This window comes from Cupriavidus sp. H19C3 (assembly GCF_049393815.1).
Classification (GTDB): domain Bacteria; phylum Pseudomonadota; class Gammaproteobacteria; order Burkholderiales; family Burkholderiaceae; genus Cupriavidus.
The window spans coordinates 2092640-2118003 of sequence record NZ_CP184985.1 but is presented as its reverse complement, the minus strand read 5'-3'; the positions used below and the strand labels follow the sequence as shown (position 1 = coordinate 2118003).

Genomic DNA, 25364 nt, shown 5'->3' with positions numbered 1-25364 from the left:
TCATGAGCACCCAATCGAACCACCAGGGCCTGTTGCGCTTTATCACCGCAGGGTCCGTCGACGACGGCAAGAGCACGCTGATCGGCCGCTTGCTGTTCGACAGCAAGGCTGTGCTGTCCGACCAGCTGGCCGCGCTGGCCAACGCCAAGAACAAGCGTACCGCCGGCGAAGAGATCGACTTCTCGCTGCTGACCGACGGCCTCGAGGCCGAGCGTGAGCAGGGCATCACGATCGACGTGGCGTACCGCTATTTTTCCACCGCGCGCCGCAAGTTCATCATCGCGGATACGCCCGGGCACGAGCAGTACACGCGCAACATGGTGACCGGTGCCTCGACCGCGCATGCTGCCATCGTGCTGGTGGATGCCACACGTGTCACCGTCAAGGACGGCCGTGCCGAACTGCTGGCCCAGACCAAGCGCCATTCGGCCATCCTCAAGCTGCTGGAACTGCAGCACGTGATCGTCGCCATCAACAAGATGGATCTGGTCGACTACAGCGAGCAGCGCTTCAACGAGATCCGTGCCGCCTATGCCGAGCTGGCCGAGCAACTGGGCCTGAAGGACGTGCAGTACGTGCCGGTGTCGGCCCTGCGTGGCGACAATATCGTGCTCGCCGGCGACGCGATGCCGTGGTACCAGGGCGAGCCGCTGCTGCCGCTGCTGGAGGCGCTGCCGGTGGAGGAGCCCGCGCCCGCCGGCGATGCCGCGCTGCGCTTTCCGGTGCAACTGGTGATCCGCCAGGACGGTTCGCAGTCGGACGATTTCCGCGGCTATGCCGGCCGCGTGGAAGCCGGTACCGTGCGCGTGGGGCAGGTGCTGCGCGTGCTGCCGGCCAACCGCGAGGCCGTGGTGGCCGAGGTGCTGACGCCGAACGGCGCCGCCGACTCGGCCAATGCCGGCGATACGGTCACGGTGCGCCTGTCCGAAGACGTCGACGTATCGCGCGGCGACATGTTCGTCGCGGCGGACGCCACGGCGGTCGCGGCCAGGAAGCTGCAGGCGGACCTGTGCTGGTTCGACGACGAGTCCCTGAACCCGTCGCGCAAGTACGTGCTCAAGCACACCACGGCGAGCGTGTTTGCGCGCGTGTCGGCCGTGGACCGCGTGCTCGACGTCCATACGCTGTCGCAGGAAACCGGGCGCCACGATATCCGTCTGAACGACATTGGCGCGGTGCAGATCTCGCTGCAGAAGCCGATCGTCTGCGACACCTACGGCGACAACCCCGCCACCGGCGCGTTCGTGCTGATCGACGAAGCCACCAACCACACGGTGGCGGCGGGTATGATCCGTGCTTATGCCTGACCGGTAACGGCCACGCGCCGACTGATAACAGATACGTCAACATGAACGCCCCCCACGACAAGCCCGCCGGCAAGGTGTACCTGATTGGTGCAGGACCCGGCGCGGCCGACCTCATTACGGTGCGCGGCGCACGACTGTTGGGCGAGGCCCAGGTCGTGCTGCACGATGCGTTGGTCTCCCCCGAGATGCTCGCATGGTGCCCGCAGGCCGAGCTGATCGAGGTCGGCAAGCGTTGCGGCCAGCGTTCGACGGCGCAACTGTTCATCAACCGGCAGATCGTCGACCTCGCCGGCAAGTACGAGCGGGTGGTGCGCCTGAAGGGTGGCGACCCCATGCTGTTCGGCCGTGCCGACGAGGAACTGCAGGCGCTGGAAGCCGCCGGCATCGCATACGAAGTGGTGCCGGGCATCACCGCGGCCCTGGCCGCCGCGAGCGCCATCGCGCGCCCGCTGACCAGGCGCGGCGTGTCGCGCAGCGTGGCGTTTGCCACGCAGGCCAAGGCTGCCGACGCAGTGGATGTGGATGCCGACGTCAAGGCCGACACCATCGTCTACTACATGGGCCGCGACCAGGCGGCGAACATCGCCGCCCAGCTGATCGCACGCGGCAAGCCCGCCTCCACACCCGCCTGGGTGGTGGAAGCCGCCACCACGCCGCGCCAGCGCAGCCACCAGTTCACGCTGCGCCAGATGGCCGCGGGCGAAGCCTCGGCGTGGATGGATCCGGTGCAGCCGAGCCTGCTGATGATCGGCGAGGCCTTGGGCACGCGCACGACCGAAGTCGTTCTCCAGGAAGCAGGCATTCGCGCTGCCTGAGCTGCGTAGCTACCCTGTCCCGGTAGCACACCCCCTCCCGCCTGTCGGCCTTGGCGGGCGCGGCCGCGCGCTGTGCACGCGCGAATGCCATCGCGCGATCTCAACATATTCAATCTGTTCGGTGATTCCGCAACTGGCGTTATAACGACCAATAACATCAGATATAGAAAATATTCTTATTGGTCTCCATCCTATGGATGAGACGAAACGCATCACATCTTGCCTACGCTACTAGCGATCAAGGAAAGCGCCGCGCTCGGGATCGTCGGGTCGGAGACGGTTGGGCCCGCCCGCTTCAGTACCGGAGGTAGACATGAGCGACCGTCCAGGGCCATGCGGCCACCAGGGTGTGGGGTCCGTTATCCGGCGCATGCTTGCCTTGGCGGCATGGGCGCTGGCGGGTTGCGCGATCCAGCTGGCGCCGGCCTACGACGAATCGCTGGTGACGGGGCTGAACGAAGTCAACCAGCAGATCATGGAGCTGTACGCCAGCACGTCGATGGGCGTGGCGGCCAGTACGTTTCCGTCGCGGGTTGATCGGTACAACCGGGTCATCGGCAAGCTCGACGCCCTGGCGCTGCAATCCGCCAACCGGCCGGTCCCCGATACCAAGGTTCAGGAACGGGTGCAGCAGGCGGTGAAGACGCTGCCCGAGGCGGGCGGCACGATGCGCGCGGAGCGGATGCAGGCAGCACTGAACGAGGCCGCCGAGGCGTGTGCGAAGGTGCGCAACGTCAGGTCGTTCCAGGTGGACCTGCCAGAACCGCCCGCACAGGGCTATGTGCCCGCCAGCGCTCACGCGCTGACGCAGATCTCGCGGGGGATTACGTTGCTGCGGGACACCGACTGCGCCAACGGCCTCACGGCCGGATCGGTGGCGCTGAATCGCGGCTTCGTCACGCATTACATGGACCAGGCGCTGACGTACGAGACCTATCTGAAGGACTGAAACGTCCGCTCCCCCGATGACAAGGAGTTGCCATGGCACTCGATCTGAAGGCGACATCGGAGCAATTCCTCGATGGCATTTCTTCCGCGGTGACCAGGACCGCCAAGCAGGGGCTCGACACCATAGAAGGGTTCAGCCAGCGCCAGGTTCAATCGCTGGCCCGGCAATCGGCGCTGGTGGCAGGCATGCTCGAGGCCAACATGTTCACCAACGCCGAGCGCGACTTCCATCTGGAAGGCCTCAAGGACATGGCGACCAGCTTTGTCGACACGCTGGCGCAACTGATTACCATCACCATCCAGAAGGTGTGGAACGCGGTCGTGAAGGTCATCTGGAACACGATCAACGAGCTCGCGGGTACGGTGCTCAGCATCCCGAAGTTTGGCTGAGCGTCGTCGTCGCCACGGGAGAGAATATCGATGGCACTTTCGCTCGACCAGTTCGTGCGCGCGGTCTCGGACATGAAGCCCGTGATCGACGCGCTCAGGCTTCGCGAATACAGTGATGTGGTCGATGCCGAAGGGCATCAGTACATCGATCTGGTGATGGAAGGCGGCGGCGTGCTGGGGGTCGCGTTTCTTGGCTATGTGCATGTACTGGAACAGGCGGGCATCCGCTTTGTCGGCCTGGGCGGCGCATCGGCGGGTTCCATCACGGCACTGGCACTTGCGGCGATCGATGTGCCTGCCAGGGCCAAGAGCAATGCCTTGATCGAGATCGTATCGAATATGCCCATGGCGGATTTCGTCGATGGCAAGGACGATACGGACCGCGATGCCAGTGATTTTCTCGATAGCGTGCTGGGCCGGCGCGGACTCGCGGCGGGCTTCATGAAAGGCATGCAGGTCATCGACAATTTTACGGAAATGCAGGGCCTCAATCGCGGTACCCGCTTTCATGGCTGGATTCGCGATCAGGTGCTGGCACCGCGGGGACTGACCACGACCCGGGCGCTGCTGGCGCAGATGGCCACCACGCCGGACGGCTGGCGGCTGCGCGACGATTCTCCGCAGCGCGCCGAGCAGCTGGAGGGCGCCGCGGCCCTGAAGCCGCTCGATCCGGCTGAGTGCCGTCTCTGCATCGTCGCGGCCGATATCTCGACGGAGACCAAGCTCGAGTTCCCGCGCATGGCAGGCCTGTACTGGAAAGACCCCGGTGCGGTCGATCCCGCGGACTTCGTGCGCTGCTCGATGTCCATTCCATTCTTCTTCAGGCCGGTGCGGCTGCCGATGTCGCTCCGGGACGATGCGCACGTCCGGATGTGGTGCGAGTTTGCCGGCATCAATCTGCGGGATATGGAAACCGGCAAGTTTCCACCGGCATCGTGCGTGATTGTCGACGGCGGCGTGCTGTCGAACTTTCCCATCGACGTCTTCCACAATCCCGGCAAGGTGCCCACGCGGCCGACCTTCGGCGTCAAGCTGCAATGGGACGAGCGCGCGCATGCGGTCGACCGTCTGCAGGAGATCGTGACGCAGACCTTCAACTCGGCACGGCACTGCCTGGACTACGAGTTCCTGCGCAAGAATCCCGACTTCAATCAGCTCGTGACGTATATCGATACCGCCGACCATGACTGGCTCAAGTTCAGCATGCCGGACAAGGACAAGCTCGACCTGTTCCGGCGAGGCGCGCAAGCGGCGGTCGAATTCCTGCAGACGTTCGACTGGCGCGGCTACAAGCGCATCCGCGAGAACCTGGCCGCGGCACATCGTCTCGCGGCGCCCACCATGCCGCGCAGCCAGATGCGTGCGATCACTCAGGCGTAGCCGGGAAACGCTGGGGGCGCATGGCCAGCGGCGCTCAATGCTGGTGTGATGCGACACCCTTGATGTCGGGAACCGTGACGCTTACCACTTCCGTCGCCAGGATCCTATGCGTCGGATCGGCCAGCTCCAGCTTGAGCTGATGCGGTCCCGGCGGCAGGCCGACGACGATGATCGGATCCTGGCTGGTATGCGCCCAGGTCCCCGGCGTCCGGTCGACGGTCACGTGCAGGTGGCCGATGCGTGGCGATATATCGGCCGCGGTCTTGCCGAAGACCGGCATGACGCGAAAGTTCTCCGTGCGGAACTGGACGATGACGACGCCGCGGGCCAATGGCTCGGGTAGCGGCGCATAGGTAACGAGCTTCGGCGCCGGTTCCGCGTCGAGCGGCAGGATGGCAGGCGGACGGGTCGCGTCGGTAGTGGCCTGGGCGCCCGCGGCGACCTGTGCCGACGCGCTTGCGCAGGAAACTGCCGCAATCGACGCGGCGACAAGAAGCTTGAGGGTGCGGCGCATGATGGGTCCTTCGATGCGGAGAATGGCCTCGGCGGCCACGGCGCGGGGACGTGGCGCACAGCTTGAGGATAGGTGCTGCATGGGAGCACAGGTCGACCACGCACGCTGAAGAATTTTGTATGGCAGCGTACCGGCAGGCCTTGCCGATACGAAGCGATACGTTCGCGCGCATCGCTCGCTATCGCGGCGATACACGTGGGTCCTTCAATGGTGGAGATGCCGTAGCGATCCACCCGACTGGTGGCGTGCGGCATCCACCAGAAAGGAAGGAAGACATGACCACCAAGTCCACGACGCGCGGTGCGCTTCGCTCCACAGGCGCGGCGCTCGCCGTCACGCTGTTTGCAACGGCCACGCAGGTATCGGCGTCGGCACCTACCTCACGCACGTCGCCCACCACGTCGCCCACCACGTCGCCCACCACGTCGCCCGCGACGCCGGAGATCGGTGTCGTGCGGATTCGCCCAGATTTCGAACTGAGGCGTCTGGTCGTGCACAACGAGAACGCCAGGGGCACGGTATTGTTCCTGCACGGGTTTCCGGAAACGCTCTACGCATGGCAGGACATCGCGACGGCGTTGGGCAACGACTTCGAGGTTCATGCCTTCGACTGGCCCGGCTATGGCGCATCCTCGCGGCCGCTGCTGGAACAGTTTTCCTACGCGCCGCGTGCCTACGCCGCTGTGCTCAAGGACTACATCGCCGCCGCCGGCATCGATTCGCGCCGGCTGGTGATCTATGCCACCGATATCGGCGCATTGCCGGCGTTGCTCGCAGCGATCGACGACCCGGCCATCGCCAGGCGCATCATCGTGGGGGATTTCGCGCCGTTCAACCGGCCGCAGTTCATGCAGCAGCGGCTCCAGGCCCTCAAGACCCCGGACACCGCCGAAACCGTGCGTACGGCGTTCAACCGCTCTCGCGACGAAATCCTGCAGAACGCCTTTACGCGCGGATTGCCAGAGCCGCTCCGCTATGACGTCTCCGCGGAGTTCAAGGCCGATATGGCACGAGGCTGGCAGAACGGCGCGCTGACCTCGGCCGACGCGTTCCATCACTACTACGCGCATTTCACGCGCGATCAGGACGAATTCGAGGCCAGCATCGCCCGGCTGCTGACACCGGTGACCGTGATCTGGGGCGAGAAGGATCCCTACATCCGCAAGGAGATGGGAGAGGAACTGGCTAGCCGCGCGCGCCTGCGGCTCAAGGTGCTGCCCGATATCGGCCACTATCCCCACCTGCAGGACCGGGATGCGACGATCACCGAGGTGCGCGCTGCATTCGAGGCGCCGTAGCAATCGCCATGTATCGCCATGTATCGCCACGGCGAATCGATACAGCAACACCCAAAAACATGCCGGCCCTGACACTTGCCGGATGCATTCGGTTTGCAGACTGCGATGGCTCGTCAATGACGCTCCGTCTTCCCGAATCTCCCATCTATCGGGCGGAGCCAACCAGGAGATCCATCATGTCTTATGCGGTGTCCCGCAACGTTCCGTCTTCCCGCCGTGCCATCTATGCCGCCGCCGCGCTGGCGGCGTTCGCCCTGAGCGGATACGCGCCATCGTCCTTTGCCGCGGATGCGGCCCCGCCTGCCGCCGCCACGGCGCGCGTCAATGCCGATGAGAGCATCCGCCCTTTTCGCGTGCATGTGCCGCAGGCCCAGCTCGATGACTTGCGCAAGCGGATTGCCGCCACGCGCTGGCCGGACCAGGAAACCGTCGGCGACGAATCGCAAGGCATTCAGCTCGCGCGCGTGCAGGCGCTGGTCAAGTATTGGGGCACCCAGTACGACTGGCGCAAGGCCGAGGCGCAACTTAATGCGTTGCCGCAGTTCGTGACGAGGATCGACGGACTCGACATCCACTTCATTCACGTGAAGTCGCGCCATCCCAACGCGATGCCGTTGATCCTGACCCACGGCTGGCCCGGATCGATCTTCGAGTTTATCCAGACCATCGGACCGCTGACCGATCCCACTGCCTATGGCGGTCGTGCCGAGGACGCGTTCGACGTGATCATCCCGTCCATCCCTGGTTATGGCTTCTCGGGCCGGCCCAAGGATCTCGGCTGGGGCCCCGATCGCACCGCGCGTGCGTGGGATGTGCTGATGAAGCGGCTGGGCTACACGCGCTACGTATCGCAGGGCGGTGACCATGGTTCGGTGATTTCCGACGCGCTGGCGCGGCAGGCACCCAAGGGTCTGCTGGCCATCCACCTCAATATGCCGGCTACGGTGCCGGGGCCGCTGATGAAGTCGATCCTCGCCGGCGACGCGGCGCCCACCGAGCTGACGGACCCGGAGCGCCAGGCTTACCAGTCGCTGAGCACGTTCTTCGGCCGCAACGCGGCGTATGGCGCCATGATGGTCACGCGCCCGCAGACCATCGGCTACTCGCTGTCCGACTCGCCCGCCGGGCTGGCGTCCTGGGCCTACGAGAAGATCGCGGAGTGGAGCGACAGCGGCGGCGTGCCCGAACGCGTGCTGTCGCGCGACGCCATCCTGAACGACATCACGCTGTACTGGCTCACCAACACGGGCGCATCGTCGTCGCGCTTCTATTGGGAGAACAACAATAACAACTTCAGCGCGGAAACGCAGAAGACCCGCGACATCAAGGTACCGGTCGCCATCAGCGTGTTCCCGCACGAAATCTACCAGGCGCCGGAAAGCTGGAGCCGGCAGGCGTATCCGTCGCTGTACTACTACCATGCGGTGTCGAAGGGCGGGCATTTCGCCGCATGGGAGCAGCCGCAGCTGTTTGCGGAAGAACTGCGGGCCGCATTCAGGTCGGTGCGGTAGCAGTACATGCGGCATGGGCGCTGTCGCCACGGACGATCAACCGTCGGTCGATATCGTCAGCGGTTCCCATGCCGCGAGCTCGGTCTCCAGTGCGTTCAACTTGTTCCTGACCAGCCGCAGCGCGTCGCTGCCGAGCAGCAGATGCGTGGGCGGCTGTTCCGCGTCGATGGCGGCGAGCATGGCCAGGGCTGCCTTGTGCGGATCGCCTGGCTGCTTGCCGCTCCTTTCCGCGCGCGCGGCGCGGATGGGGTCGAAGATCGCGTCGTAGTCCGCAATCGAGCGCGGGCTCCGGCGCATCGAGCGGCCGGCCCAGTCGGTGCGGAACGAGCCGGGCGCGACCGCGGTGACCGCGATGCCGAGCGGCGCGACCTCCTTGCCCAGGGCCTCGGAGATGCCTTCCAGCGCGAACTTGCTGCCGCAGTAATAGGTGATGCCCGGCATGGTGATATGGCCGCCCATCGACGTGATGTTGAGAATATGGCCGCGTCGGCGTGCACGCATGAACGGCAGCACGGCTTTCATCATTGCGACGGCGCCGAATACGTTGACGTCGAACTGCCTGCGTAGCTCCGTCATCGGCGACTCTTCCATCACGCCTTCGTGTCCATAGCCAGCATTGTTGACCAGTACGTCGATCGGGCCGACTGTGGCTTCGATATCGGCCACGACGCCGTCGATGGCGTCGAAGTCGGTCACATCGAGGACGCGGGCGAAGGCGGCATCAGCGGACAGCGACTCGAAGGCCTGCCGCGCTTCCGTGCCGCGTACGGTGCCGACAACGGCGTGGCCGGCGGCGAGCGCGGCCTGGGCAAGCGCGCGGCCAAAGCCGCTGCTGACGCCGGTGATGAGCAGGGTTTTTCGTGTGGTCATGGCAGGGGCCTCCGATGGGCTAAGTGGTCTGTGGGACTGATATGTGCATACTAGTCTGGCAATATGCGAATACCCAGCCGTATTCCGCTATCGTTATTGCCTAAAACTATGAGCACAACGTTGCCACCTCCATCTGACCGCAAGCGCATGATTGCCTTGCTGCAGTCGCTGGCGCCGGACGAGGGCTATAACCTCACTGCGCTCCCGAGTGTCCGCATCCTCCGCGCTAACCGCCCGCTGTCGCGCACGCCGGTGCTCTACGATCCCGGCATCGTGATTGTGTGCCAGGGGCGCAAGCGCGGCTATTTTGGCGACCAGCTCTACCTGTACGACGCGCAGCACTATCTTGCCGTGTCGGTGCCGGTGCCGTTCAGCATGGAGACCGACGCCACGGCGTCGCGGCCACTGCTTGCGCTCTACCTGCATCTCGACTTTGCGCTGGCCACCGAGATCGCGTTGCAGATCGACCGGCAGGGTATGCGCGAGCCAGTGCAGGCGCCGCGGAGCATGATGTCCACGCCGATGGATGGCGCGATGCAGGGATCGGTGCTGCGCTTTCTGGAGGCGATGCACGAACCGCTGGAGGCAGCCGTGCTCGGGCCCGGCCGGTTGCGCGAAGTCTATTTCCGGGTGCTGACCGGTGCGCAGGGCAGCGCGCTGCGCGCGGCACTGGCGATGAAGGGGCAATTCGGCCGCATCGGCAAGGCGCTGCGACAGATTCATGCCGACTATGCACGTCCGCTGGACGTCTCGCAGCTGGCGGCCGCGGCGGGCATGAGCGTGCCGAGCTTCCACAGCCATTTCAAGGCGATCACGCAGGTCTCGCCAATGCAATACGTGAAGTCCACCCGCCTGCATCAGGCACGCCTGCTGATGGTGCGGCAAGACCTGACCGCGGAAGCCGCGGGCCACGCGGTGGGCTACACCAGTACCTCGCAATTCAGCCGCGAGTTCAAGCGGCTATTCGGCCTCACGCCGGGGGCGGAGGCCCGGCGCATGCGCGACAGCTTTGCCATTCCGGCACCGTTCGGCGATCCGGTCTACGTGTCGTCGCACTGAGCGCGCGGGGCTTGCGTCGTGGCGAGGTACGCCGCGATCAACCCGGCGAACTTGTGCTGCATGCCGGCAAGCCGCTCGCGGCCCGGTTCGTAGCGGGTGGCGGCATGGATATGCCACGCCTCCCAGCCCAGCTGCCGCAGGATGGCACCGACATCGTCCGCGCTGCCGTCAGCGGTCTGGCGCGTGGCCGCCGCGGCGTCCCGCAGTACCGCAGCGATAAAGTCCTCGGCGCTCTCGCCTTGCGCACAGAGCGCTTCCACTTCCTCGCGCACCCAGGTCGCAAAGCGCGGCGCCATATCGCCCATCTCGAGCGTGAGGTCCCTGACGGTCAGGGCGTGCGGAAAGTCGCCCTTGATCTGGAAGACCTTGCCGTTGACCACATGCACCCAATGGGGCGTCTGCGCGATGGCGATGCGGAAGTCGAAGTCGCCTCGCGTCTGCTGCAGCTTGCGGAGTGCCAGCCAATGCCAGAGCAGGCCCATGAAATTGTGGAACCGGTCGGCTGTCTCGATTTCGTCCCCGCCCGACGACGCGACCGGCGCCTGCAGGGGCGACACGATCCGTACCCGTTGCCGCTCGCCGTTGCGCAGCGCCGCCACCAGCGCGGTGGTCTGCTTCGTGTTCAGGTAGTCGTCCCAGCTGTCGGCCCGCAGCCAGTCATCGTCGATGTCGAAGTAGCGGTAGATCGCATGGATGGAACGCTGCGCATCCGATGGCTCGGCCCGGACCGCACTGCGCTGGCTGTACTCGCCATAGATGCGGTGGCGGCCATCCTTGGTGCCCAGCGCGTTCTGGATACTGGACACCTGCTTGCCGAGTTCCTCGGTCACCCACCGCAGGTTGTCACGCTGCTTGTCGAGCGAAGCGTAATGTTCCGCGGCCACGTAGATCGCCACCACCGCCATGACGAAGATGGCCGGTTCGGGCAGCGGGGAGTGGAGCGTATGCGCGCCAAAATAGGCAGCGGTAGGCACGATGAAAATAAGGACGATGCCGATCCAGGAGCCGAAGATCTTGTGGATGATGCTTTCGTGGGTATCGGCCCCTTCCGCTTCTGCGCTCTCCGCCGCATTTTCTTGCGTCGGTCTGGCCGACGCATTCGCCCGCGCCTCGCGTTCTCGCTCGCGTTGTTCGCGCTCGTCGACGATATGGTGGTGAAGGTAGTTGCAGAAGAACGCCAGCAGAGTCAGGTCGATCACGACCACGGCATGGAACCATGGCTCGCGCTGATCGTCCTTGAGCCAGTCGTGTGGCCAGGTATCGAACAGGAACGTAACGACCAGCACGATCGCCAGGCTCCAGAGCGCCAGGGCGGCAATGGCCAGCCGGTTGTGCTTGGGATGGCTTGAGGCCTGCAGTTCCATGGTTTTCCCCCAGTGACATGCCCGGGAATGGACCCGGCGGATGGCGTTCAGGCGAACTGCCCTTATAGCATGGCGGAGTTCGCTCCGGTAGCGGACGCCGGCTGTTACGAGCTGTTGCAATGCGACGTACATTGATTCGCTTGTTCGACCTTATGCTGCGGGCACCCACAACAACGAGATTCGAGGAGAGCAGCCGTGAAGATCAACAATCTGCGCATGATGGCTGCGGTACTACCCGCCGCCCTTGCCGTCACTGCCTGCGGGGGTGGCGGTGGCGACGGCGACAGCGCATCGGGTTCGACCGGCACCCTGCACGTGGCCATGACCGACGCTCCGGCCTGCGGCTTCGATCACGTGTACGTCACGGTCAACAAGGTCCGCGTCAACGCCAGCAGCTCGGCGGGGGATAACGATGGCGGCTGGACCGACATTGCCCTGCCGGCACCGCAAAAGATCGATCTGCTTTCCCTGACCAACGGCGTGCTGTTCGACCTCGGCCGCGCGCCCCTGCCGGCGGGTCAGTATCAACAGGTGCGCCTGGTGCTCAATGGCAACCAGGGCAATTCGCTGGCCAACTCGGTCGTGGTATCCGGCAGTGCGGCAGAGCAGCCCCTGGCCACGCCCAGCGCGACGCAGAGCGGGTACAAGATCATCCAGCCGTTCACCGTCCCGGCCAACACGCTGGTCGATCTGGTGCTGGACTTCAACGCCTGCAAATCCATTGTCCAGCAGGGCAACGGCTCGTACAGCCTGAAGCCGGTGGTGACCGCCACCACGCTGACGGTCAGTGGCGCCATTGCGGGCTATGTGCCGGCCGCCCAGGCAGGGTCGACGGTGTACGCGCAGCAGAATGGACAGGTCATTCGCGCGACCGTGGCCGATGCCAATGGCCAGTTCATCCTCTCGCCGCTGGTGCAGAGCAGCACGAACGGCAACTATGACGTGGTAGTGGTCGACAACAAGCTGCCGGCCGGTCATGCCACGGGTATCATCCGCGCCGTGCCGGTCACCGCCAGCACCACCACCACCGTGGCGACCGCCGCCTTGCCGATTACCCTGCCGGCTTCGGTTACCAACACCGCGTCGGGTACCGTCACGGCTTCGGCCCAGGCCTCGCTGCGCGCGCTGCAGACGGTCAACGCGGGTACGTTCGAAATTGCCTCGACCAACGCCAACCTCGATACCGGCATCTATTCACTGTCCTTGCCGGCCGCCGCGCCGCTGATTGGCACTTACACGCCGACGCTGCCCATCGCGCTGTCGACCGTCTCCGCGGTGGCAGGACAGTACTCGGTACAGGCCACCAACGCGACCGGGGCGGTGCAGGGCGCGAATGTCAACATCTCCGGCGGTAGCCAGGCCGGGGTGAATTTCAGCTACTAAGGACCTTGGGAGGCCACATCATGAAAACCTTGCTAGTCATGCTCGCGCTGGGCGCCACCGTACTGAGCGGCTGCGCGTATTACGGACCGCCGCCCGGTGGCGCGGTGGTAGTGCCGCAAGGCGGCCCCGGCAACGGCTTCTGCCCGCCGGGCCAGGCCAAGAAGGGCAACTGCTGACGCATCGGACGGTTGCCGCGGCGCCGGGGCGGCGGTACGTACCCCGGCAACCCCATCAGGCCGGTCCACGCGACCGGCCTGTGTCATTCCGGCGGCCGATGATAATGAGAAGCGGCATGCGCCGTGCAACCAAACGTAACCGATGTGCCGGCCTTCGGCTGACTTCGATCATTCCGGTGCCGGCGGCGGCGCGCCGCGCTGCCGGTAACTCGGCAGGTCCGGTGCGTTGGCGGCGGTAGGGTGCTTGCGCAGATCCGCGATCAGGTCTTTCATCTCCCCGATCTCCTTCACCTGGGCGCGGATAATGCCGTCCGCCAGCTTGCGCACGCGCGGATCGCGAATATGTGCGCGCTCGCTGGTCATGATGGCGATCGAATGATGTGGAATCATGGCGGACATGTACGACACATCGTCGACCGTCTGCTGGCTGCGCACCAGCCACAGCGACAGCGCGAACACAATCACGCTGCCGCCCAGAATCGCGGTATTGAGCGGCTTGTGCGGATACATGCGCCACATGAAGGCCATCATGACGAAGGCCATCGACGCGCCCATCAATAGCGCCATCCACAGCCGCGTCTGGCTGAACGTGACGTGGTCGAACTCGTACGTGTTCAGGTACATGAGGCCGTACATCAGGACCGTCGACGCCAGGATCATCAGCGCAAAGCGCCCGTAGGGCTTGCCGGCCGGCTTGGTATCGTGCTGCTGCATCGTCCTTCTCCCTGACAGGATGACGATGCCGACGCATCATCCGTGCCACGCATGGTGCGTCGCGCACGCCGCCACTGGCCTTCGGGTCGCGCAAGCCGAGGCGGACTGTCGGGGCAGCGCCGGCGCCGGCTGTAAAGCCTGCACGAGTCGCTGGCAAAGTTGCCATGGTGGCTCGCGGATCGCTCCGCCCGTCGCTTGCGACCCCTCTGCCGTCGCGCACGGAGACTGCGCCCTGGCTGGCGTCAACGACGCGTCATGCCGCCTTCGTCGCCGGCGCCGCCACCTGCCGGATGGCCATCAGCATCAGGATCGCGCCCACGCCGAGGCCCGACGACAGCCACAACGCCCTCACGCCAAACGCATCGAGGCAGATGCCGAACAGCCATGGCGCGAGCGCCTGTGCAATCCGCGCCGGCACCATCAGTACCCCCTGGCGGTGGCCGTAGCCGCTCGGACCAAAGATGACCAGCGGCAGGGTGCCCTTGGCGATCGTCAGGATGCCGTTGCCGGCGCCATGCAGTACGCCGAACAATGCCGCCGCCGGCGCGCCGGCGACGCCGAAGGCCAGCGCGCCGAGAGGATGGAGCGCGGCCGCGATACGTGCGGAGAGGAGCGGATGAACCTTGCGCAGCAAGCCGAATTCGAGAATTCGTGCCCCCACCTGCGCGGGACCGATCAGCGCCCCGACCAGCACCGCGGTCGTGACCGTGGCACCGCCTGCCTGCAGCAGGCGCGGCAGGTGCGCGGCCATCGCCGTGCTGATAAACCATGTGGCCGCAAAGACGAAGGCAAGGGCGTAGGAGGCCCATTGCTGCGCGCCCGTCTCCCGCGTGCCGCCGGTGTCGTGCCTGGGTGGTGCGGCCACGGCGGGCGCCGCCGTGGCCGGCGCTACGCCGCGCGGCATGCTGGCATTGAGCGCCAGGCCGAGCGTCAGGTGTAATGCCGCCCACGCGAGGCAGGCGCCGCGCCAGCCGATATGGGCTTCCATGAAGGTCGACAGCGGCCAGCCCACGGTGCTGGCGAAGCCCGCAATCAGCGTGATACCGGTAATGGCACCGCGCGAACGGGCGCCGTAGCATGCGACCAGCGTGGCGAAGGCAGCCTCGTAAAGGCCGGCACCCATGCCGACGCCGAGCACCAGCCATGCCGCGAACAGGCTGACCGGGCCCTGCGCGACAGCGAGCCCGGCCAGGCCCAGCGCAAATATGATGCTGGTCGCCACGAGCACCGAGCGTCCCCCGGAGCGGTCGATCCATCGGCCGGCCGATGGCCCCACCAGGGCCGACACGACCAGCGCGGCGCTGAACGCGGCAAACACCGTCGGCGGCGCAACGCCGAGATCCTTCGCCATTGGCGTGGCCAGCATCGCCGGCAGGTAGTACGTCGAACCCCACGCCAGGGTCTGGGCAATGCCCAGTCTGGCAATCAGGCTACTGCTGGGCGCCATGGCCATCTCGCTTCTTTGTCATTCGATGTTGTCATGATCGTCCGCGCTCAGTCGGCGGCGGCCTCGTACCAGCGTTGGGAACGGTTGACGATGCTCACGACCAGCAGCATGACGGGCACTTCGATCAGCACCCCCACGACGGTCGCCAGCGCGGCGCCAGACTGGAAACCGAACAGGCTGATGGCGGTGGCAACGGCCAGCTCGAAGAAATTGCTCGCGCCGATCAGGCTGGAGGGTCCCGCCACGCAGTGGGCCACGCCAAGCTTGCGGTTCAGCAGGTAGGCCAGTCCGGAGTTGAAGAACACCTGGATCAGGATCGGCACCGCCAGCAACGCGATCACCAGCGGCTGATCGATGATGGCCTTGCCCTGGAAGGCAAACAGCAGGACCAGCGTAAGCAGCAATGCCGTGATCGAGTACGGGCCGAGGCGCTGCACCACACGCTGGAAATGGGCCACGCCGCGCGCCAGCAGCATCTTGCGCAGCACCTGCGAAATAACGACCGGCACCACGATATAGAGCGCCACCGACGTGAGCAGTGTATCCCACGGGATGGTGATGGAGGATAGCCCCAGCAGCAGCGCCACCACCGGTGCGAACGCGACCACCATGATGGCGTCGTTCAGCGCCACCTGCGACAGCGTGAAATACGGATCGCCCTTGCACAGCTGGCTCCACACGAACACCATCGCGGTACACGGTGCGGCGGCCAGCAGAATCAGGCCCGCTACGTAACTGTCGAGCTGGTCGGCGGGCAACAGCGGGGCAAACAGATGGCGGATAAAGAGCCAGCCGAGCAGCGCCATCGAGAACGGCTTGACCGCCCAGTTGATGAACAGCGTCACGCCGATGCCGCGCCAATGCGATCTGACCTGGCCCAGCGCGCCGAAGTCGATCTTGACCAGCATCGGAATGATCATGATCCAGATCAGCAGGCCGACCGGCAGGTTCACCTGCGCATACTCCATGCGGCCGATGGCCTGGAAGACCGCGGGCAGCACCTGGCCCAACCCAATGCCGACCACGATGCACAGCGCGACCCAGACGGTCAGGTAGCGTTCGAAAAAGCCGATGGCGGGCCTGGCGGCCGCCTCGCCCGCGGCGGTGACATTCTGACTGCCCATGGATCAGCTCCTCGCCAGACGCTGCAGCGTTTCCTGCAACTCGGCGTCGGTCATGTCCTCCAGCGGCAGCAACAGCAGTTGCAGCATGCGATACGCAATCGCCTGCCGGGTCAGTTCGAATGCCTGGCGCTTCTTCTCGTCGCTACCCTCGGTATGGGAGGGATCGGGGTAGCCCCAGTGCACCTTGACCGGGCTGCCGGGCCAGTACGGGCAAGTTTCCGCGGCAGCGCTATCGCACACCGTGATGACGATGCGCATGCGCGGCGCGTCCGGGCCGATGAATTCGTCCCAGCTCTTGCTGCGGAAGGCGTGCACGTCCACGCCGGCGTGGCCCAGGACGTCGATCGCAAACGGGTTGATGCGGCCACTGGGCGTGCTCCCTGCGCTGTAGGCGCGCACATCGCGCCCCAATTGCTGTGCGAGGAGATTGAGCATGCCTTCGCTCAGCACACTGCGGGCCGAGTTATGGGTGCAAAGGATCAGTACGTTGGTGGTCATGACAGTCGTCGTCCTCGTCAGCAGCAGGACGACTTGCCGTTGACCGCGATGCCGACGGGCTTGCCCTTCGGCGCGCGCGGGGCGCAGCAGGCCGACGCCTCGCCGCCGGCTTCGATCTGGCGCGACTCGCCATACACGGGAACATCGCCGAGCGTGTGGAATTGCTCCCACGCGATGCCCTGCGGATCGGTCAGCCAGTACTTGTCGCTGCGCGCATAGCAGCAGCTGGTCTCGCCTTCGTCCTGCAGCGCCATGTCGGCCGCTGCGGCGCGCTGCTTCAGTTCGGCCAGCTCGGCGGCGTCATCGGTCTGGAAGCCGAGATGATCCACACCGGGCTCCGCGCCCCGGGCGGAGATCGCGAAGTTGACGCGCGGGTCTTCCAGCATCCACTTGGCGTAGTCGGGCTTGACCACGGTGGGTTCGGCGGCAAACAGCGCAGAGTAGTAGCGGATGCTCGCGGACAGGTCTGCGACGCTGACGTGTACGTGAAAGCGTTTCATGATCGGGACTCCGGGGCGACGACACAGGGGGATACGGGGGCGCACGGATTGCCGCTGCAGCAGTTTTCCGTGAGGTACCCCAGCAAGGCGTTCATGGTCTCGAACTGAGCCATGTAAATGATCGAGCGACCGTCCTGGCGGCTGGACAGCAAGCCGGCACGGTGCAATTCCTTGAGGTGGAACGACAGCGACGACGCCGGCATCTCCATCAGCTCGGCGATGCGGCCGGCGGGCAGGCCGGCCGGTCCGGCCTGGACCAGCAGGCGGAACACGGACAGGCGGATCGCATGGGCAAGCGCGGCAAGCGCTTCGAGGGCGTTTTTGGTTTCCATGTTTCCACTATATTCGAATTATGGAAATCAGCCCAGTGAAACTTGTGTGACAGTGGGCGAGGGCAAGCCAGTGTTGAAGCGGTAAAAATTGCTTGCTATTGAATAGCGCACGATATATATTCACGCCATGGACACCAAACATTCATCGCAAACGCAAGACAAGGGCGTCTCCCAGTTGCTGGAGCACCAGTTCTGCTTTTCGGTGTACGCCACCTCGCTTGCACTGAACAAGCTGTACCGCAAGCTGCTGGCGCCGCTGGAGCTGACCTATCCGCAGTATCTGGTCATGATCGTGCTGTGGGAGTCCGACGAACTGACGGTATCGGAGATCGGTGCCCGCCTGTTCCTCGATTCGGCCACGCTTACGCCGCTGCTCAAGCGCATGGAAGCGCAGGGCCTGGTGACGCGCGAACGCAGCAGCAAGGACGAGCGCCAGGTGATCATCCGCCTGACCACGGCCGGGCGCGCGTTACAGGCACGTGCGAAGTCGGTGCCGGAGTCGGTGCTGTGCGCGTCCGCTTGCAGCGACCAGAAGCTCGCCCAGCTCGGTGCCGAACTCGATGTCCTGCGAGCGCGTTTTGCCGACGATGCATCGTCGTGATTGTCGTGATTGCCGTGATTGCCGTGATTGTCGTGGTCGGCATGATGGAATGATTGCCCGCGCGCGGCCGGCTGGGTCCGCCCGGAACGGCGCGCGAGCCTCTGTTGTTCCATGGTAAATATATAGCGCGCGATTTAAACGCGAACTATTTAAATGGCAAGTTTGCCTCCAACACAACCAAGGAGTTGAAACATGAAGTCCGTTCGTAAAGCCGTTGCCGCCGCTGTGTTCGGCCTCGTCGCCGCCACCGGTTCCGTTGCCCACGCCGCGGGGAGTCCCGGCGTCGAACACAACACGCAGGCGTTCCTGCAGGCGCTCGAAGCCGGCGGCGGCAAGCCGATCGAACAGCTGAGCCCGCAGGACGCACGTGCGGTGCTGAGCGGCGCGCAGGCGGGCGTGAAGCTCCAGTTGCCGAAGGCCGAGGTCCAGCAGAAGACCATCCACGCCGACGGCCAGGACATCTCGCTGACCATCGTGCGGCCGGCGGGTGCCAGGGCCACGCTGCCTGCATTCATGTTCATCCACGGCGGTGGCTGGGTGCTGGGGGACTTCCCCACGCATGAACGGCTGGTGCGCGACCTCGTCAACTATTCCGGCGCGGTGGCGGTATTCGTCAACTACACGCCGTCGCCGGAAGCGCGCTATCCGGTGGCGATCAACCAGATCTACGCCGCGACCAAATGGGTGGCCGAGCACGGCAAGGAGATCAACGTGGATGGCTCGCGCCTGGCGATCGCGGGCAACAGCGTGGGCGGCAACATGGCCACGTCGGTGGCGCTGATGGCCAAGGACAAGGGTGGGCCGAAGCTGCGCTATCAACTGCTGCTCTGGCCCGTGACCGATGCCAGCTTCGAGACGGGTTCGTATCACGAGTTCCAGCAGGGCCACTTCCTGACCCGCAACATGATGAAGTGGTTCTGGGATAACTACACCACCGATCCGAAGCAACGCGCCGAGTACTATGCGTCGCCGCTGCGCGCCAGTGTCACCGAACTGAAGGGCCTGCCGCCCACGCTGATCCAGGTCGCGGAAAAGGACGTGCTGCGCGACGAAGGCGAGGCGTATGGCCGTAAGCTCGATGACGCCGGCGTCCCGGTTACGGTGACGCGCTACGACGGCATGATCCACGACTACGGTCTGCTCAACGTCGTGAGTACCGTGCCCGCGGTGCAGACGGCGATGCGCCAGGCCGGCAACGAGCTCAAGGAACACCTGCGTTGAGGCACTGACGCATTAGCGGACCGGTCCGGGCGGCGCGCGATCGCGCGCCGCCCGGTGCTTCATGCGAAGGCCGGAAGCCGCCAGCGATGCTATCGGGCGACCATGCGCGGGCGAGCGGCCGCTATGGCGTCCGCTCAAGGACGATATGCGTGGCCGTGGCAAGAGAGCCGGTGTCGGGGCGGACCTGCCCGGTATCGACGAGCTTCTTCAGTCGCCATAACGGCACCGTTTCGACGATACAGGCCGTATCGGGCGCCAGCAGCTCCGCATATAACGGGGATTGATCGAACATCGAACGGACAATGCGGAGTTCAAAACCTTCGTGCAAGAGACGGACCATTCGTCTCTGTAACAGTGATATCGACATCAACGGCAAAAAATACATCACGGCCCGCGACCGGCAGCCTGGTGTGATTGGCAGAAAAATTCATGTTGTGATGTTTTTTTTGCCCAGAAGAATCGCCGCATCGACGACTCGGGCGAATACCCCTCTCGGCGGGTGGGTTTGAGGGGCGCGCGCGGGTGGCGCAGATGCCGTGCGCGGCGCGCGGCTCAGGGCTGCAGGGTGGCGGCGCAGTAGGACGCAATCGCGTCGAGCACACTGTCGGCTTCACCGACCGCGGCTGCGCTGTGAATGCGCATGGCAGGGTATTGCTGGCGGCATTGCGCCACCAGTGCCGGCAGGTCGCGACGCAGATGTCCGCCCTGACCGAAGAACACCGGCACGATCGTGACATCGTGGGCGCCATCCGCGGCCAGTTGCGCCAGTACCTCCGGCAGCGAGGGCGACATCAGTTCAAGGAAGGCCAGCCGCACCGCGCATTGCGGCAACTGCGCGACGAGCTTGTCGTGCAGGCGGTCGAACGGTTCGCGCCAGCGCGCATCGCGCGCGCCGTGGGCAAACAGAATCAGGGCTCGGGTGGTGGCCATGTCGGTACCGATGGTGGGCTCCATGTCGGCCGCGTCAATGGCGATCGACCCAGCGTAGCGCCGTCAGCCCCACCAGCAGGTAGAGCGTGCCGGGCACCAGCGCCGAGATGATCGGCGGCCAGGTATGCAGCAGGCCCACGTGCGAGAACAGCGTGTTGGACAGGTGGAAGGACAGCCCGAGCATGATGCCGCCGAACACCTTCACGCCCACGGCGCCCGCGCGCGCATGGAGGTACGCGAACGGCAGCGCCAGCGCCACCATCACGAACAGCGTGAGCGGATAGACCACCTTCTTCCAGAACGCGATCTCGTAGCGCTGCGTATCCTGCTTGTTGTCGCGCAGGTGGCGGATATAGCGGAACAGGTCGAGCGTCGACATGCGCTCCGGCGTGACCAGCAGCACGGACAGGATCTGCGGCGTCAGTTCGGAATGCATGACCATGTTCGGGAACTTGGCCTGCTCCGCGCGGAAGTCCGGCGCGAGCGCGTCGCGATGCGCCCCGTCGCCGCGCGGCAGTTCGATAAAGCGGGTCTCGTTGACCTGGTTCAGCTGCCATGCCTGGCCGCCCTGGTAACGGGCTTCCTGCGCCACGCGAATCACGCGCAGGCGATAGTTGCTGTCGAACTCGTAGATCGTGATGCCATGGATGCTCTGATCCGCCTTGAGGCCCTGCACGTTGACGAAGCGCGTGACCTCGCCGGTGGCCCCGGGGGTATTGTCCTTGTCGCGGTCCTTGACCCACACCCCGGAGCGGAAGCCAGACGACACCGTCGCGCCGATCGCCTGCAGCTTGATCTTCTGCGCATATTGCTCGGCCGCGGGGCCGATAAATTCGCCGAAGATGAACGTGGTGATGGCAAGCGGCACCGCGAGCTTGAACAGCGAGAACAGCGCCTGCCGAGTATTGAGGCCGGCCACGCGGAAGATGGTGTACTCAGACTGGCTGGCGAGCTGCGAGAACACGTAGATCGCGCTGATCAGCACCGCGATCGGCAGCACCTCGTAGACGCGCGTCGGTGCCTCCAGCATGACGTGGAAGAACGCGATCAGCGAGGTGTAGCCGCCTTGCACGCTCTCCAGCTCGTTGAGCATGTCGAAGAACACGAACAGCGCGAGCACCGCGAACAGGATGAACGCGAACACGCCATAGATGAGGCGGGCGAAATACCGCTCGTAGACCTGCAGCACCTTCATGCCCGGCCTCCCTTGGCGCGGACGCCGGCGCGGCGGGTGCCAAGGCCGAACACGGCGCGCCAACCACCCAGACTACGGTTCTGGCGGTAGCGGAACATCATCAGCGCCCCGACGAACACGGCCACGTGGATCGGCCACAGCGCCATCCAGAAAGACAGCGAGCCCGAGCGCACCCAGGCCTGTGCCAGGTTGATCATGTTGCTGTAGGTCAGGTAGATCAGCACGGCAAAGACCAGCGGCGTGTAGCGGCCCAGACGCGGGTTCACGTACGCAAGCGGAATCGCGATCATCACGAAGTTGAAGGCGAGAATCGGCAACGACAGGCGCCACAGCAGCTCGCCCAGGTTCTCGCGCGTGGGATTGCGCAGCAGGTCGATGGTCAGGCGGCTCTTGGCCGGCACATCGGCCTCGGTCTCGGGCGGCTTGTTATCGACCTTCACCGCGTAGCGTTCGAACTCGAGAATGCGGTAGTCGAGCTGCCCCGGCGTGCCGGCATAGCGGCGCCCGTGTTCCATGACCACCAGGCGGTCGCCGTTGGGCGCGGTTTCGAAGTGGCCCTGGTGCGACAGCGCCACGCCCACCTTGTTGGCCTCGGCGTTGGCGACGAAGACGTTCTGCGCGTTCTTCATCTGCGCGTCGATGCCCTCGATGAACAGCACATAGTTGCCATTGGCGGGCTCGATGAAGCGGCCCGAGGCGATCATCGAGAGCACCCCGCGCTGCTGGAAGCGATCGCGGAACAGTGCGCTCTGCTGGTTGGCCCACGGCCAGGCGAACATGCCCAGCAGCAGGGACATGATGATGAACGGGGTGGCGAACTGCAGGACCGGCCTGACGAAGTCGCGCAGCGAGATACCGGCGGAGAACCACACCACCATCTCGGAGTCCTTGTACCAGCGCGTCAGCACGATCAGGGTGGAGATGAACAGCGTGGCGGAGAGCAGGATCGACAGGTAGCCGATCGTCGCCAGGCCGATCAGCATCAGCACGTCGTTGGGGCTGGCCTTGCCGTTGGCGGCGAGCCCCAGGATGCGGATCACGAGCGACGTGAGCATGAAGGTCAGCATCACCAGGAACACCGCACCGGCGGTGTAGGCGAGCTCGCGTCGCAGGGCTTGTTGAAAGATCATGCGGAGTCGGTTCCGGGCTGCCGGCCGGAGCGGGCGATGTGCCGGCCGCCGACGGAGCTGGCAGGACCGCGGGACTGTCAGCGTGGCATTTCGGCGGTGGCGAGTCGCGGATGAAAATCGCGGATAATGGGGGCTTTCTTTTCGACGAGCCCCTGGAAGGAAGCGCGATGGAATTTAGCACAAAAGCCCTGGATTGGAGCAAAGCCGGCCAAAATGGTTTCCTGGCGACCAAGACCGATTGCCTGGTGGTCGGGCTGTTCGAGGGCCAGAGCCTTGCCGGCGTGGCCAAGGCGCTCGACGTGGCCACCAAGGGGCTGGTGGCACGTCTGGTAAAACAAGGCGATTTCGAAGGCAAGCGCGGCACGCACCTGATGCTGCACGAAGTGCCCGGCATCGGCGCCGCGCGCGTGCTGCTGGTGGGTCTGGGCAAGGAAGCCGATTTCCACGACAAGGCCTTTGCCGAGGCCGTGCGCACGGCGGTGCGTGCGGTCTCCGCCACGCGTGCCGCCACGGCGCTGTGGGCGCTGGCGCAACAGGCGCCGCACCAGCGCGACGTGGCCTGGGCGGTGATCACCACCATCACGCTGGTGCGCGATGCCGGCTATCGCCTCATGGAGCGCCATCCCGACCTCAAGCGTGCACCGAAGGCGGGCGCCAACGACAAGCAGAGCCTGCGCAAGATCGTGCTGGCCGTGGACAGCGCCGACGCCAAGGCGGCCACCCAGGCGGTGGTGCGTGGCACGGCCATCGGCAACGGCATGGAGCTGGCGCGTGACCTCGGCAACCTGCCGTCCAACATCTGCACGCCGACCTATCTGGCCAACGCCGCGCGCGGCATTGCCAAGCGCCACAAGCTCAAGGCCGAGATCCTGGGCCGCAAGCAGATCGAGGCGCTCAAGATGGGCGCCTTCCTGGCCGTGACCAAGGGCAGCGAGGAGCCGCCGCAGTTCATCGTGCTGCGCTACGACGGCGCGGGCGCCAAGCAGGCGCCGGTGGTGCTGGTCGGCAAGGGCATCACCTTCGATACCGGCGGCATTTCGCTGAAGCCGGGCGAAGGCATGGACGAAATGAAATACGACATGTGCGGCGCGGCCTCGGTGCTCGGCACCATCCAGGCCGTGGCCGAGATGGGCCTGCGCCTGAACGTCATTGCCGTGGTGCCGACCTGCGAGAACATGCCGAGCGGCGTGGCCACCAAGCCGGGCGACGTGGTCACCAGCATGTCGGGCCAGACCATCGAGATCCTCAATACCGACGCCGAAGGCCGCCTGATCCTGTGCGACGCGCTGACCTATGTGGAGCGCTTCAAGCCAGCCGCGGTGATCGATGTGGCCACCCTGACGGGCGCCTGCATCATCGCGCTCGGCCACGTCAACAGCGGCCTCTATGCGCGTAACGACCAGCTGGCCGACCAGCTGCTCGAGGCCGGCCGCAAATCGATGGATACGGCCTGGCGCATGCCGCTCGACGACGAATACCAGGACCAGCTCAAGTCGAACTTCGCGGACATGGCCAATATCGGCGGCCGTCCGGCTGGCAGCGTGACCGCGGCCTGCTTCCTGGCGCGTTACACCGACAAGTACGACTGGGCTCACCTCGATATCGCCGGTACCGCCTGGAAGAGCGGCGCGGCCAAGGGCTCGACGGGCCGCCCGGTGCCGTTATTGACGCGCTTCCTGATGGATCGCGCCGGTTGAGGCCGCGCGAGGGCAGGCACACACGATGACGCGCATCGACTTTCACAGCAACGTGCCGGACACCCTGGCCTATGTCTGCCGGCTGGTCCGCAAGGCCTATGGCGCGGGGCAGAGGGTGGTCGTGCACGGCGGGTCTCAGCAGCTGGCGCGCCTGGACCAGCAGCTGTGGACGTTCTCGGCGCTCGACTTCCTGCCGCATTGCGGGCTCGACAGTCCGCATGCGGCCAGCACGCCCATCGTGCTGGCCGCCACGCTGGAGGCCGTGCCTCACCACCAGATCCTGGTCAACCTCGGCGACGCCGCGCCCGCGCAGTTTGCGAGCTTCGAACGGTTGATCGAGGTGGTGGGCGACTCGCCCGAAGCGCGCGACGCGGGTCGCGCGCGGTATCGCTTCTATCGCGAGCGGGGCTATCCGCTCACGCACCACGACATCGGGCAGGCCGCCCGAGGAGAGTCGACATGAGCGAACGCACCACGTCGCGGGTGATTCCGCGCCACGGACCCAACGACAATATTCCGCTGCTGACCGAGGTGATCGACCTGCCGGCCACGCCGGCGGCCGAGCTCGCGCAGGCAGCACAGGCCGGCAGCGTGATCGACACCGCCGCTATGCCGGCCTCGGGCGTGGTGACGCAGGTGGGCCAGACCATGGAGCCGTCCGCGCAGCCGGAAGACGACGGCCCGCCGATCATCGATGCCACGCCGTTTCTCTCAGGCGAAGACGACCTGCGCGCGGTGCGCAGTGAACTGCTGACGCGCGTGATGATGCGGTTCCGTACGGAATGGCCGCAGGTGGTGGAAGCGCATACGGAAGCCACGCTGCAGTCGCGGCTGGCGCCGCTGACCGCGCAGCTCGCCAGCGAGTTGACGCAGGCGCTGGAAGCGCGCCTGGTGGAATGGCTCGACGCCACGCTTGAGGAAATCGAGCGCGACCCGGGCGGGATGTAGGCAGGCCATAGG

General features: G+C 65.4%; 28 protein-coding genes. 15 read left to right on the top strand and 13 right to left on the bottom strand.

What is annotated here, in order from left to right; all coding sequences use genetic code 11:
- Positions 1–2 precede the first annotated feature (2 nt).
- The 5 genes from DFLDMN_RS09855 (at position 3) to DFLDMN_RS09835 (ending at position 4840) form a co-directional block, all read left to right on the top strand.
- The gene (locus DFLDMN_RS09855) at positions 3–1307 is read left to right on the top strand and encodes a sulfate adenylyltransferase subunit 1 (RefSeq protein ID WP_423198280.1); all 1305 of its coding nucleotides are present in this window, start codon (positions 3–5) and stop codon (positions 1305–1307) included.
- Between the two features lie 41 nt (positions 1308–1348).
- Positions 1349–2122: a uroporphyrinogen-III C-methyltransferase gene (gene cobA, locus DFLDMN_RS09850; RefSeq protein ID WP_423198279.1), complete on the top strand. Its 774-nt coding sequence runs from the start codon at positions 1349–1351 to the stop codon at positions 2120–2122.
- A gap of 313 nt (positions 2123–2435) precedes the next feature.
- Positions 2436–3071, top strand: a complete 636-nt coding sequence (locus DFLDMN_RS09845; protein ID WP_423198278.1) for a hypothetical protein — start codon at positions 2436–2438, stop codon at positions 3069–3071.
- Between the two features lie 32 nt (positions 3072–3103).
- Positions 3104–3460, top strand: coding sequence for a hypothetical protein (locus DFLDMN_RS09840; protein ID WP_423198277.1), 357 nt, complete (start codon positions 3104–3106; stop codon positions 3458–3460).
- Between the two features lie 30 nt (positions 3461–3490).
- Positions 3491–4840: a patatin-like phospholipase family protein gene (locus DFLDMN_RS09835; protein ID WP_423198276.1), complete on the top strand. Its 1350-nt coding sequence runs from the start codon at positions 3491–3493 to the stop codon at positions 4838–4840.
- Between the two features lie 34 nt (positions 4841–4874).
- Here DFLDMN_RS09835 and DFLDMN_RS09830 read toward each other — a convergent pair whose 3' ends face one another.
- Positions 4875–5354, bottom strand: a complete 480-nt coding sequence (locus tag DFLDMN_RS09830; protein WP_423198275.1) for a DUF6130 family protein — start codon at positions 5352–5354, stop codon at positions 4875–4877.
- A 275-nt stretch (positions 5355–5629) separates the two neighbouring features.
- On the opposite strand from DFLDMN_RS09830, the gene DFLDMN_RS09825 reads away from it, so the two are divergent.
- On the top strand, positions 5630–6652 hold the full coding sequence (locus DFLDMN_RS09825; RefSeq protein WP_423198274.1) for an alpha/beta fold hydrolase: 1023 nt from the start codon (positions 5630–5632) through the stop codon (positions 6650–6652).
- Positions 6653–6828: 176 nt separating this feature from the next.
- Positions 6829–8163, top strand: coding sequence for an epoxide hydrolase family protein (locus DFLDMN_RS09820; protein WP_423198273.1), 1335 nt, complete (start codon positions 6829–6831; stop codon positions 8161–8163).
- Between the two features lie 36 nt (positions 8164–8199).
- Here DFLDMN_RS09820 and DFLDMN_RS09815 read toward each other — a convergent pair whose 3' ends face one another.
- Positions 8200–9033 (bottom strand): oxidoreductase, encoded by an 834-nt coding sequence (locus DFLDMN_RS09815; RefSeq protein ID WP_423198272.1) that lies wholly within the window; start codon positions 9031–9033, stop codon positions 8200–8202.
- Positions 9034–9180: 147 nt separating this feature from the next.
- Between DFLDMN_RS09815 and DFLDMN_RS09810 the strand changes: the two genes are divergently transcribed.
- The gene (locus tag DFLDMN_RS09810; RefSeq protein WP_423198271.1) at positions 9181–10092 is read left to right on the top strand and encodes an AraC family transcriptional regulator; all 912 of its coding nucleotides are present in this window, start codon (positions 9181–9183) and stop codon (positions 10090–10092) included.
- Here the strand turns inward: DFLDMN_RS09810 and DFLDMN_RS09805 are convergent.
- Complete coding sequence (locus tag DFLDMN_RS09805) at positions 10074–11456, bottom strand: hypothetical protein (protein WP_423198270.1); 1383 nt, start codon at positions 11454–11456, stop codon at positions 10074–10076. The two genes, DFLDMN_RS09810 and DFLDMN_RS09805, sit on opposite strands and share 19 nt — an antisense overlap.
- A gap of 216 nt (positions 11457–11672) precedes the next feature.
- Between DFLDMN_RS09805 and DFLDMN_RS09800 the strand changes: the two genes are divergently transcribed.
- Both DFLDMN_RS09800 and DFLDMN_RS09795 read left to right on the top strand, forming a co-directional pair.
- Positions 11673–12839: a DUF4382 domain-containing protein gene (locus DFLDMN_RS09800; protein WP_423198369.1), complete on the top strand. Its 1167-nt coding sequence runs from the start codon at positions 11673–11675 to the stop codon at positions 12837–12839.
- 20 nt (positions 12840–12859) lie between these two features.
- Positions 12860–13015 carry a hypothetical protein gene (locus DFLDMN_RS09795; RefSeq protein WP_423198269.1) on the top strand — a complete coding sequence of 52 codons (156 nt, stop codon included), beginning with the start codon at positions 12860–12862 and terminating at the stop codon, positions 13013–13015.
- A gap of 168 nt (positions 13016–13183) precedes the next feature.
- On the opposite strand, the gene DFLDMN_RS09790 is transcribed toward DFLDMN_RS09795, so the two are convergent.
- The 6 genes from DFLDMN_RS09790 to DFLDMN_RS09765 form a co-directional block, all read right to left on the bottom strand.
- On the bottom strand, positions 13184–13729 hold the full coding sequence (locus DFLDMN_RS09790) for a DUF305 domain-containing protein (RefSeq protein ID WP_423198268.1): 546 nt from the start codon (positions 13727–13729) through the stop codon (positions 13184–13186).
- A 253-nt stretch (positions 13730–13982) separates the two neighbouring features.
- Positions 13983–15176, bottom strand: coding sequence for an MFS transporter (locus DFLDMN_RS09785; protein WP_423198267.1), 1194 nt, complete (start codon positions 15174–15176; stop codon positions 13983–13985).
- A gap of 47 nt (positions 15177–15223) precedes the next feature.
- Positions 15224–16300 carry an ACR3 family arsenite efflux transporter gene (arsB, locus tag DFLDMN_RS09780; protein WP_423198266.1) on the bottom strand — a complete coding sequence of 359 codons (1077 nt, stop codon included), beginning with the start codon at positions 16298–16300 and terminating at the stop codon, positions 15224–15226.
- 3 nt (positions 16301–16303) lie between these two features.
- Positions 16304–16798: an arsenate reductase ArsC gene (locus tag DFLDMN_RS09775; protein WP_423198265.1), complete on the bottom strand. Its 495-nt coding sequence runs from the start codon at positions 16796–16798 to the stop codon at positions 16304–16306.
- 17 nt (positions 16799–16815) lie between these two features.
- A complete protein-coding gene (locus tag DFLDMN_RS09770) occupies positions 16816–17298 on the bottom strand; it encodes an ArsI/CadI family heavy metal resistance metalloenzyme (protein WP_423198264.1) in 483 nt (160 codons plus the stop codon).
- Positions 17295–17630 carry an ArsR/SmtB family transcription factor gene (locus DFLDMN_RS09765; protein WP_423198263.1) on the bottom strand — a complete coding sequence of 112 codons (336 nt, stop codon included), beginning with the start codon at positions 17628–17630 and terminating at the stop codon, positions 17295–17297. Before DFLDMN_RS09765 ends, DFLDMN_RS09770 begins: the two co-directional genes overlap by 4 nt.
- Before the next feature lie 127 nt (positions 17631–17757).
- Between DFLDMN_RS09765 and DFLDMN_RS09760 the strand changes: the two genes are divergently transcribed.
- Together DFLDMN_RS09760 and DFLDMN_RS09755 are read left to right on the top strand one after the other, a co-directional pair.
- On the top strand, positions 17758–18231 hold the full coding sequence (locus tag DFLDMN_RS09760; RefSeq protein WP_423198262.1) for a MarR family winged helix-turn-helix transcriptional regulator: 474 nt from the start codon (positions 17758–17760) through the stop codon (positions 18229–18231).
- A 192-nt stretch (positions 18232–18423) separates the two neighbouring features.
- Positions 18424–19452: an alpha/beta hydrolase gene (locus DFLDMN_RS09755; protein ID WP_423198261.1), complete on the top strand. Its 1029-nt coding sequence runs from the start codon at positions 18424–18426 to the stop codon at positions 19450–19452.
- 121 nt (positions 19453–19573) lie between these two features.
- Here the strand turns inward: DFLDMN_RS09755 and DFLDMN_RS09750 are convergent, their stop codons facing one another.
- From DFLDMN_RS09750 to lptF, 4 genes are all read right to left on the bottom strand, one after another.
- Positions 19574–19744, bottom strand: a complete 171-nt coding sequence (locus tag DFLDMN_RS09750; protein ID WP_423198260.1) for a hypothetical protein — start codon at positions 19742–19744, stop codon at positions 19574–19576.
- Positions 19745–20004: 260 nt separating this feature from the next.
- Entirely contained in the window at positions 20005–20406 is a 402-nt protein-coding gene (locus tag DFLDMN_RS09745) for a sirohydrochlorin chelatase (RefSeq protein ID WP_423198259.1), read from the bottom strand.
- 10 nt (positions 20407–20416) lie between these two features.
- Positions 20417–21577 carry an LPS export ABC transporter permease LptG gene (gene lptG / locus DFLDMN_RS09740; RefSeq protein ID WP_423198258.1) on the bottom strand — a complete coding sequence of 387 codons (1161 nt, stop codon included), beginning with the start codon at positions 21575–21577 and terminating at the stop codon, positions 20417–20419.
- Positions 21574–22707, bottom strand: coding sequence for an LPS export ABC transporter permease LptF (lptF, locus tag DFLDMN_RS09735; protein ID WP_423198257.1), 1134 nt, complete (start codon positions 22705–22707; stop codon positions 21574–21576). The genes lptG and lptF overlap by 4 nt, the downstream gene beginning before the upstream one ends.
- A 167-nt stretch (positions 22708–22874) precedes the next feature.
- Here lptF and DFLDMN_RS09730 point away from each other — a divergent pair, with 167 nt between their 5' ends.
- From DFLDMN_RS09730 to DFLDMN_RS09720, 3 genes are read left to right on the top strand one after another with little or no spacing between them, the layout of a single operon-like run.
- The gene (locus DFLDMN_RS09730; RefSeq protein ID WP_423198256.1) at positions 22875–24404 is read left to right on the top strand and encodes a leucyl aminopeptidase; all 1530 of its coding nucleotides are present in this window, start codon (positions 22875–22877) and stop codon (positions 24402–24404) included.
- Positions 24405–24429: 25 nt separating this feature from the next.
- Positions 24430–24867, top strand: coding sequence for a DNA polymerase III subunit chi (locus DFLDMN_RS09725; protein WP_423198255.1), 438 nt, complete (start codon positions 24430–24432; stop codon positions 24865–24867).
- On the top strand, positions 24864–25352 hold the full coding sequence (locus tag DFLDMN_RS09720) for a hypothetical protein (protein WP_423198254.1): 489 nt from the start codon (positions 24864–24866) through the stop codon (positions 25350–25352). Before DFLDMN_RS09725 ends, DFLDMN_RS09720 begins: the two co-directional genes overlap by 4 nt.
- The last annotated feature ends 12 nt before the right edge of the window (positions 25353–25364 follow it).

Bases quoted from the DNA above. Each gene is read 5' to 3' on its own strand.
- DFLDMN_RS09855 (WP_423198280.1), top strand. From the start codon at position 3: ATGAGCACCCAATCGAACCACCAGGGCCTGTTGCGCTTTATCACCGCA.
- cobA (WP_423198279.1), top strand. From the start codon at position 1,349: ATGAACGCCCCCCACGACAAGCCCGCCGGCAAGGTGTACCTGATTGGT.
- DFLDMN_RS09845 (WP_423198278.1), top strand. From the start codon at position 2,436: ATGAGCGACCGTCCAGGGCCATGCGGCCACCAGGGTGTGGGGTCCGTT.
- DFLDMN_RS09840 (WP_423198277.1), top strand. From the start codon at position 3,104: ATGGCACTCGATCTGAAGGCGACATCGGAGCAATTCCTCGATGGCATT.
- DFLDMN_RS09835 (WP_423198276.1), top strand. From the start codon at position 3,491: ATGGCACTTTCGCTCGACCAGTTCGTGCGCGCGGTCTCGGACATGAAG.
- DFLDMN_RS09830 (WP_423198275.1), bottom strand. From the start codon at position 5,354: ATGCGCCGCACCCTCAAGCTTCTTGTCGCCGCGTCGATTGCGGCAGTT.
- DFLDMN_RS09825 (WP_423198274.1), top strand. From the start codon at position 5,630: ATGACCACCAAGTCCACGACGCGCGGTGCGCTTCGCTCCACAGGCGCG.
- DFLDMN_RS09820 (WP_423198273.1), top strand. From the start codon at position 6,829: ATGTCTTATGCGGTGTCCCGCAACGTTCCGTCTTCCCGCCGTGCCATC.
- DFLDMN_RS09815 (WP_423198272.1), bottom strand. From the start codon at position 9,033: ATGACCACACGAAAAACCCTGCTCATCACCGGCGTCAGCAGCGGCTTT.
- DFLDMN_RS09810 (WP_423198271.1), top strand. From the start codon at position 9,181: ATGATTGCCTTGCTGCAGTCGCTGGCGCCGGACGAGGGCTATAACCTC.
- DFLDMN_RS09805 (WP_423198270.1), bottom strand. From the start codon at position 11,456: ATGGAACTGCAGGCCTCAAGCCATCCCAAGCACAACCGGCTGGCCATT.
- DFLDMN_RS09800 (WP_423198369.1), top strand. From the start codon at position 11,673: ATGATGGCTGCGGTACTACCCGCCGCCCTTGCCGTCACTGCCTGCGGG.
- DFLDMN_RS09795 (WP_423198269.1), top strand. From the start codon at position 12,860: ATGAAAACCTTGCTAGTCATGCTCGCGCTGGGCGCCACCGTACTGAGC.
- DFLDMN_RS09790 (WP_423198268.1), bottom strand. From the start codon at position 13,729: ATGCAGCAGCACGATACCAAGCCGGCCGGCAAGCCCTACGGGCGCTTT.
- DFLDMN_RS09785 (WP_423198267.1), bottom strand. From the start codon at position 15,176: ATGGCGCCCAGCAGTAGCCTGATTGCCAGACTGGGCATTGCCCAGACC.
- arsB (WP_423198266.1), bottom strand. From the start codon at position 16,300: ATGGGCAGTCAGAATGTCACCGCCGCGGGCGAGGCGGCCGCCAGGCCC.
- DFLDMN_RS09775 (WP_423198265.1), bottom strand. From the start codon at position 16,798: ATGACCACCAACGTACTGATCCTTTGCACCCATAACTCGGCCCGCAGT.
- DFLDMN_RS09770 (WP_423198264.1), bottom strand. From the start codon at position 17,298: ATGAAACGCTTTCACGTACACGTCAGCGTCGCAGACCTGTCCGCGAGC.
- DFLDMN_RS09765 (WP_423198263.1), bottom strand. From the start codon at position 17,630: ATGGAAACCAAAAACGCCCTCGAAGCGCTTGCCGCGCTTGCCCATGCG.
- DFLDMN_RS09760 (WP_423198262.1), top strand. From the start codon at position 17,758: ATGGACACCAAACATTCATCGCAAACGCAAGACAAGGGCGTCTCCCAG.
- DFLDMN_RS09755 (WP_423198261.1), top strand. From the start codon at position 18,424: ATGAAGTCCGTTCGTAAAGCCGTTGCCGCCGCTGTGTTCGGCCTCGTC.
- DFLDMN_RS09750 (WP_423198260.1), bottom strand. From the start codon at position 19,744: ATGTTCGATCAATCCCCGTTATATGCGGAGCTGCTGGCGCCCGATACG.
- DFLDMN_RS09745 (WP_423198259.1), bottom strand. From the start codon at position 20,406: ATGGAGCCCACCATCGGTACCGACATGGCCACCACCCGAGCCCTGATT.
- lptG (WP_423198258.1), bottom strand. From the start codon at position 21,577: ATGAAGGTGCTGCAGGTCTACGAGCGGTATTTCGCCCGCCTCATCTAT.
- lptF (WP_423198257.1), bottom strand. From the start codon at position 22,707: ATGATCTTTCAACAAGCCCTGCGACGCGAGCTCGCCTACACCGCCGGT.
- DFLDMN_RS09730 (WP_423198256.1), top strand. From the start codon at position 22,875: ATGGAATTTAGCACAAAAGCCCTGGATTGGAGCAAAGCCGGCCAAAAT.
- DFLDMN_RS09725 (WP_423198255.1), top strand. From the start codon at position 24,430: ATGACGCGCATCGACTTTCACAGCAACGTGCCGGACACCCTGGCCTAT.
- DFLDMN_RS09720 (WP_423198254.1), top strand. From the start codon at position 24,864: ATGAGCGAACGCACCACGTCGCGGGTGATTCCGCGCCACGGACCCAAC.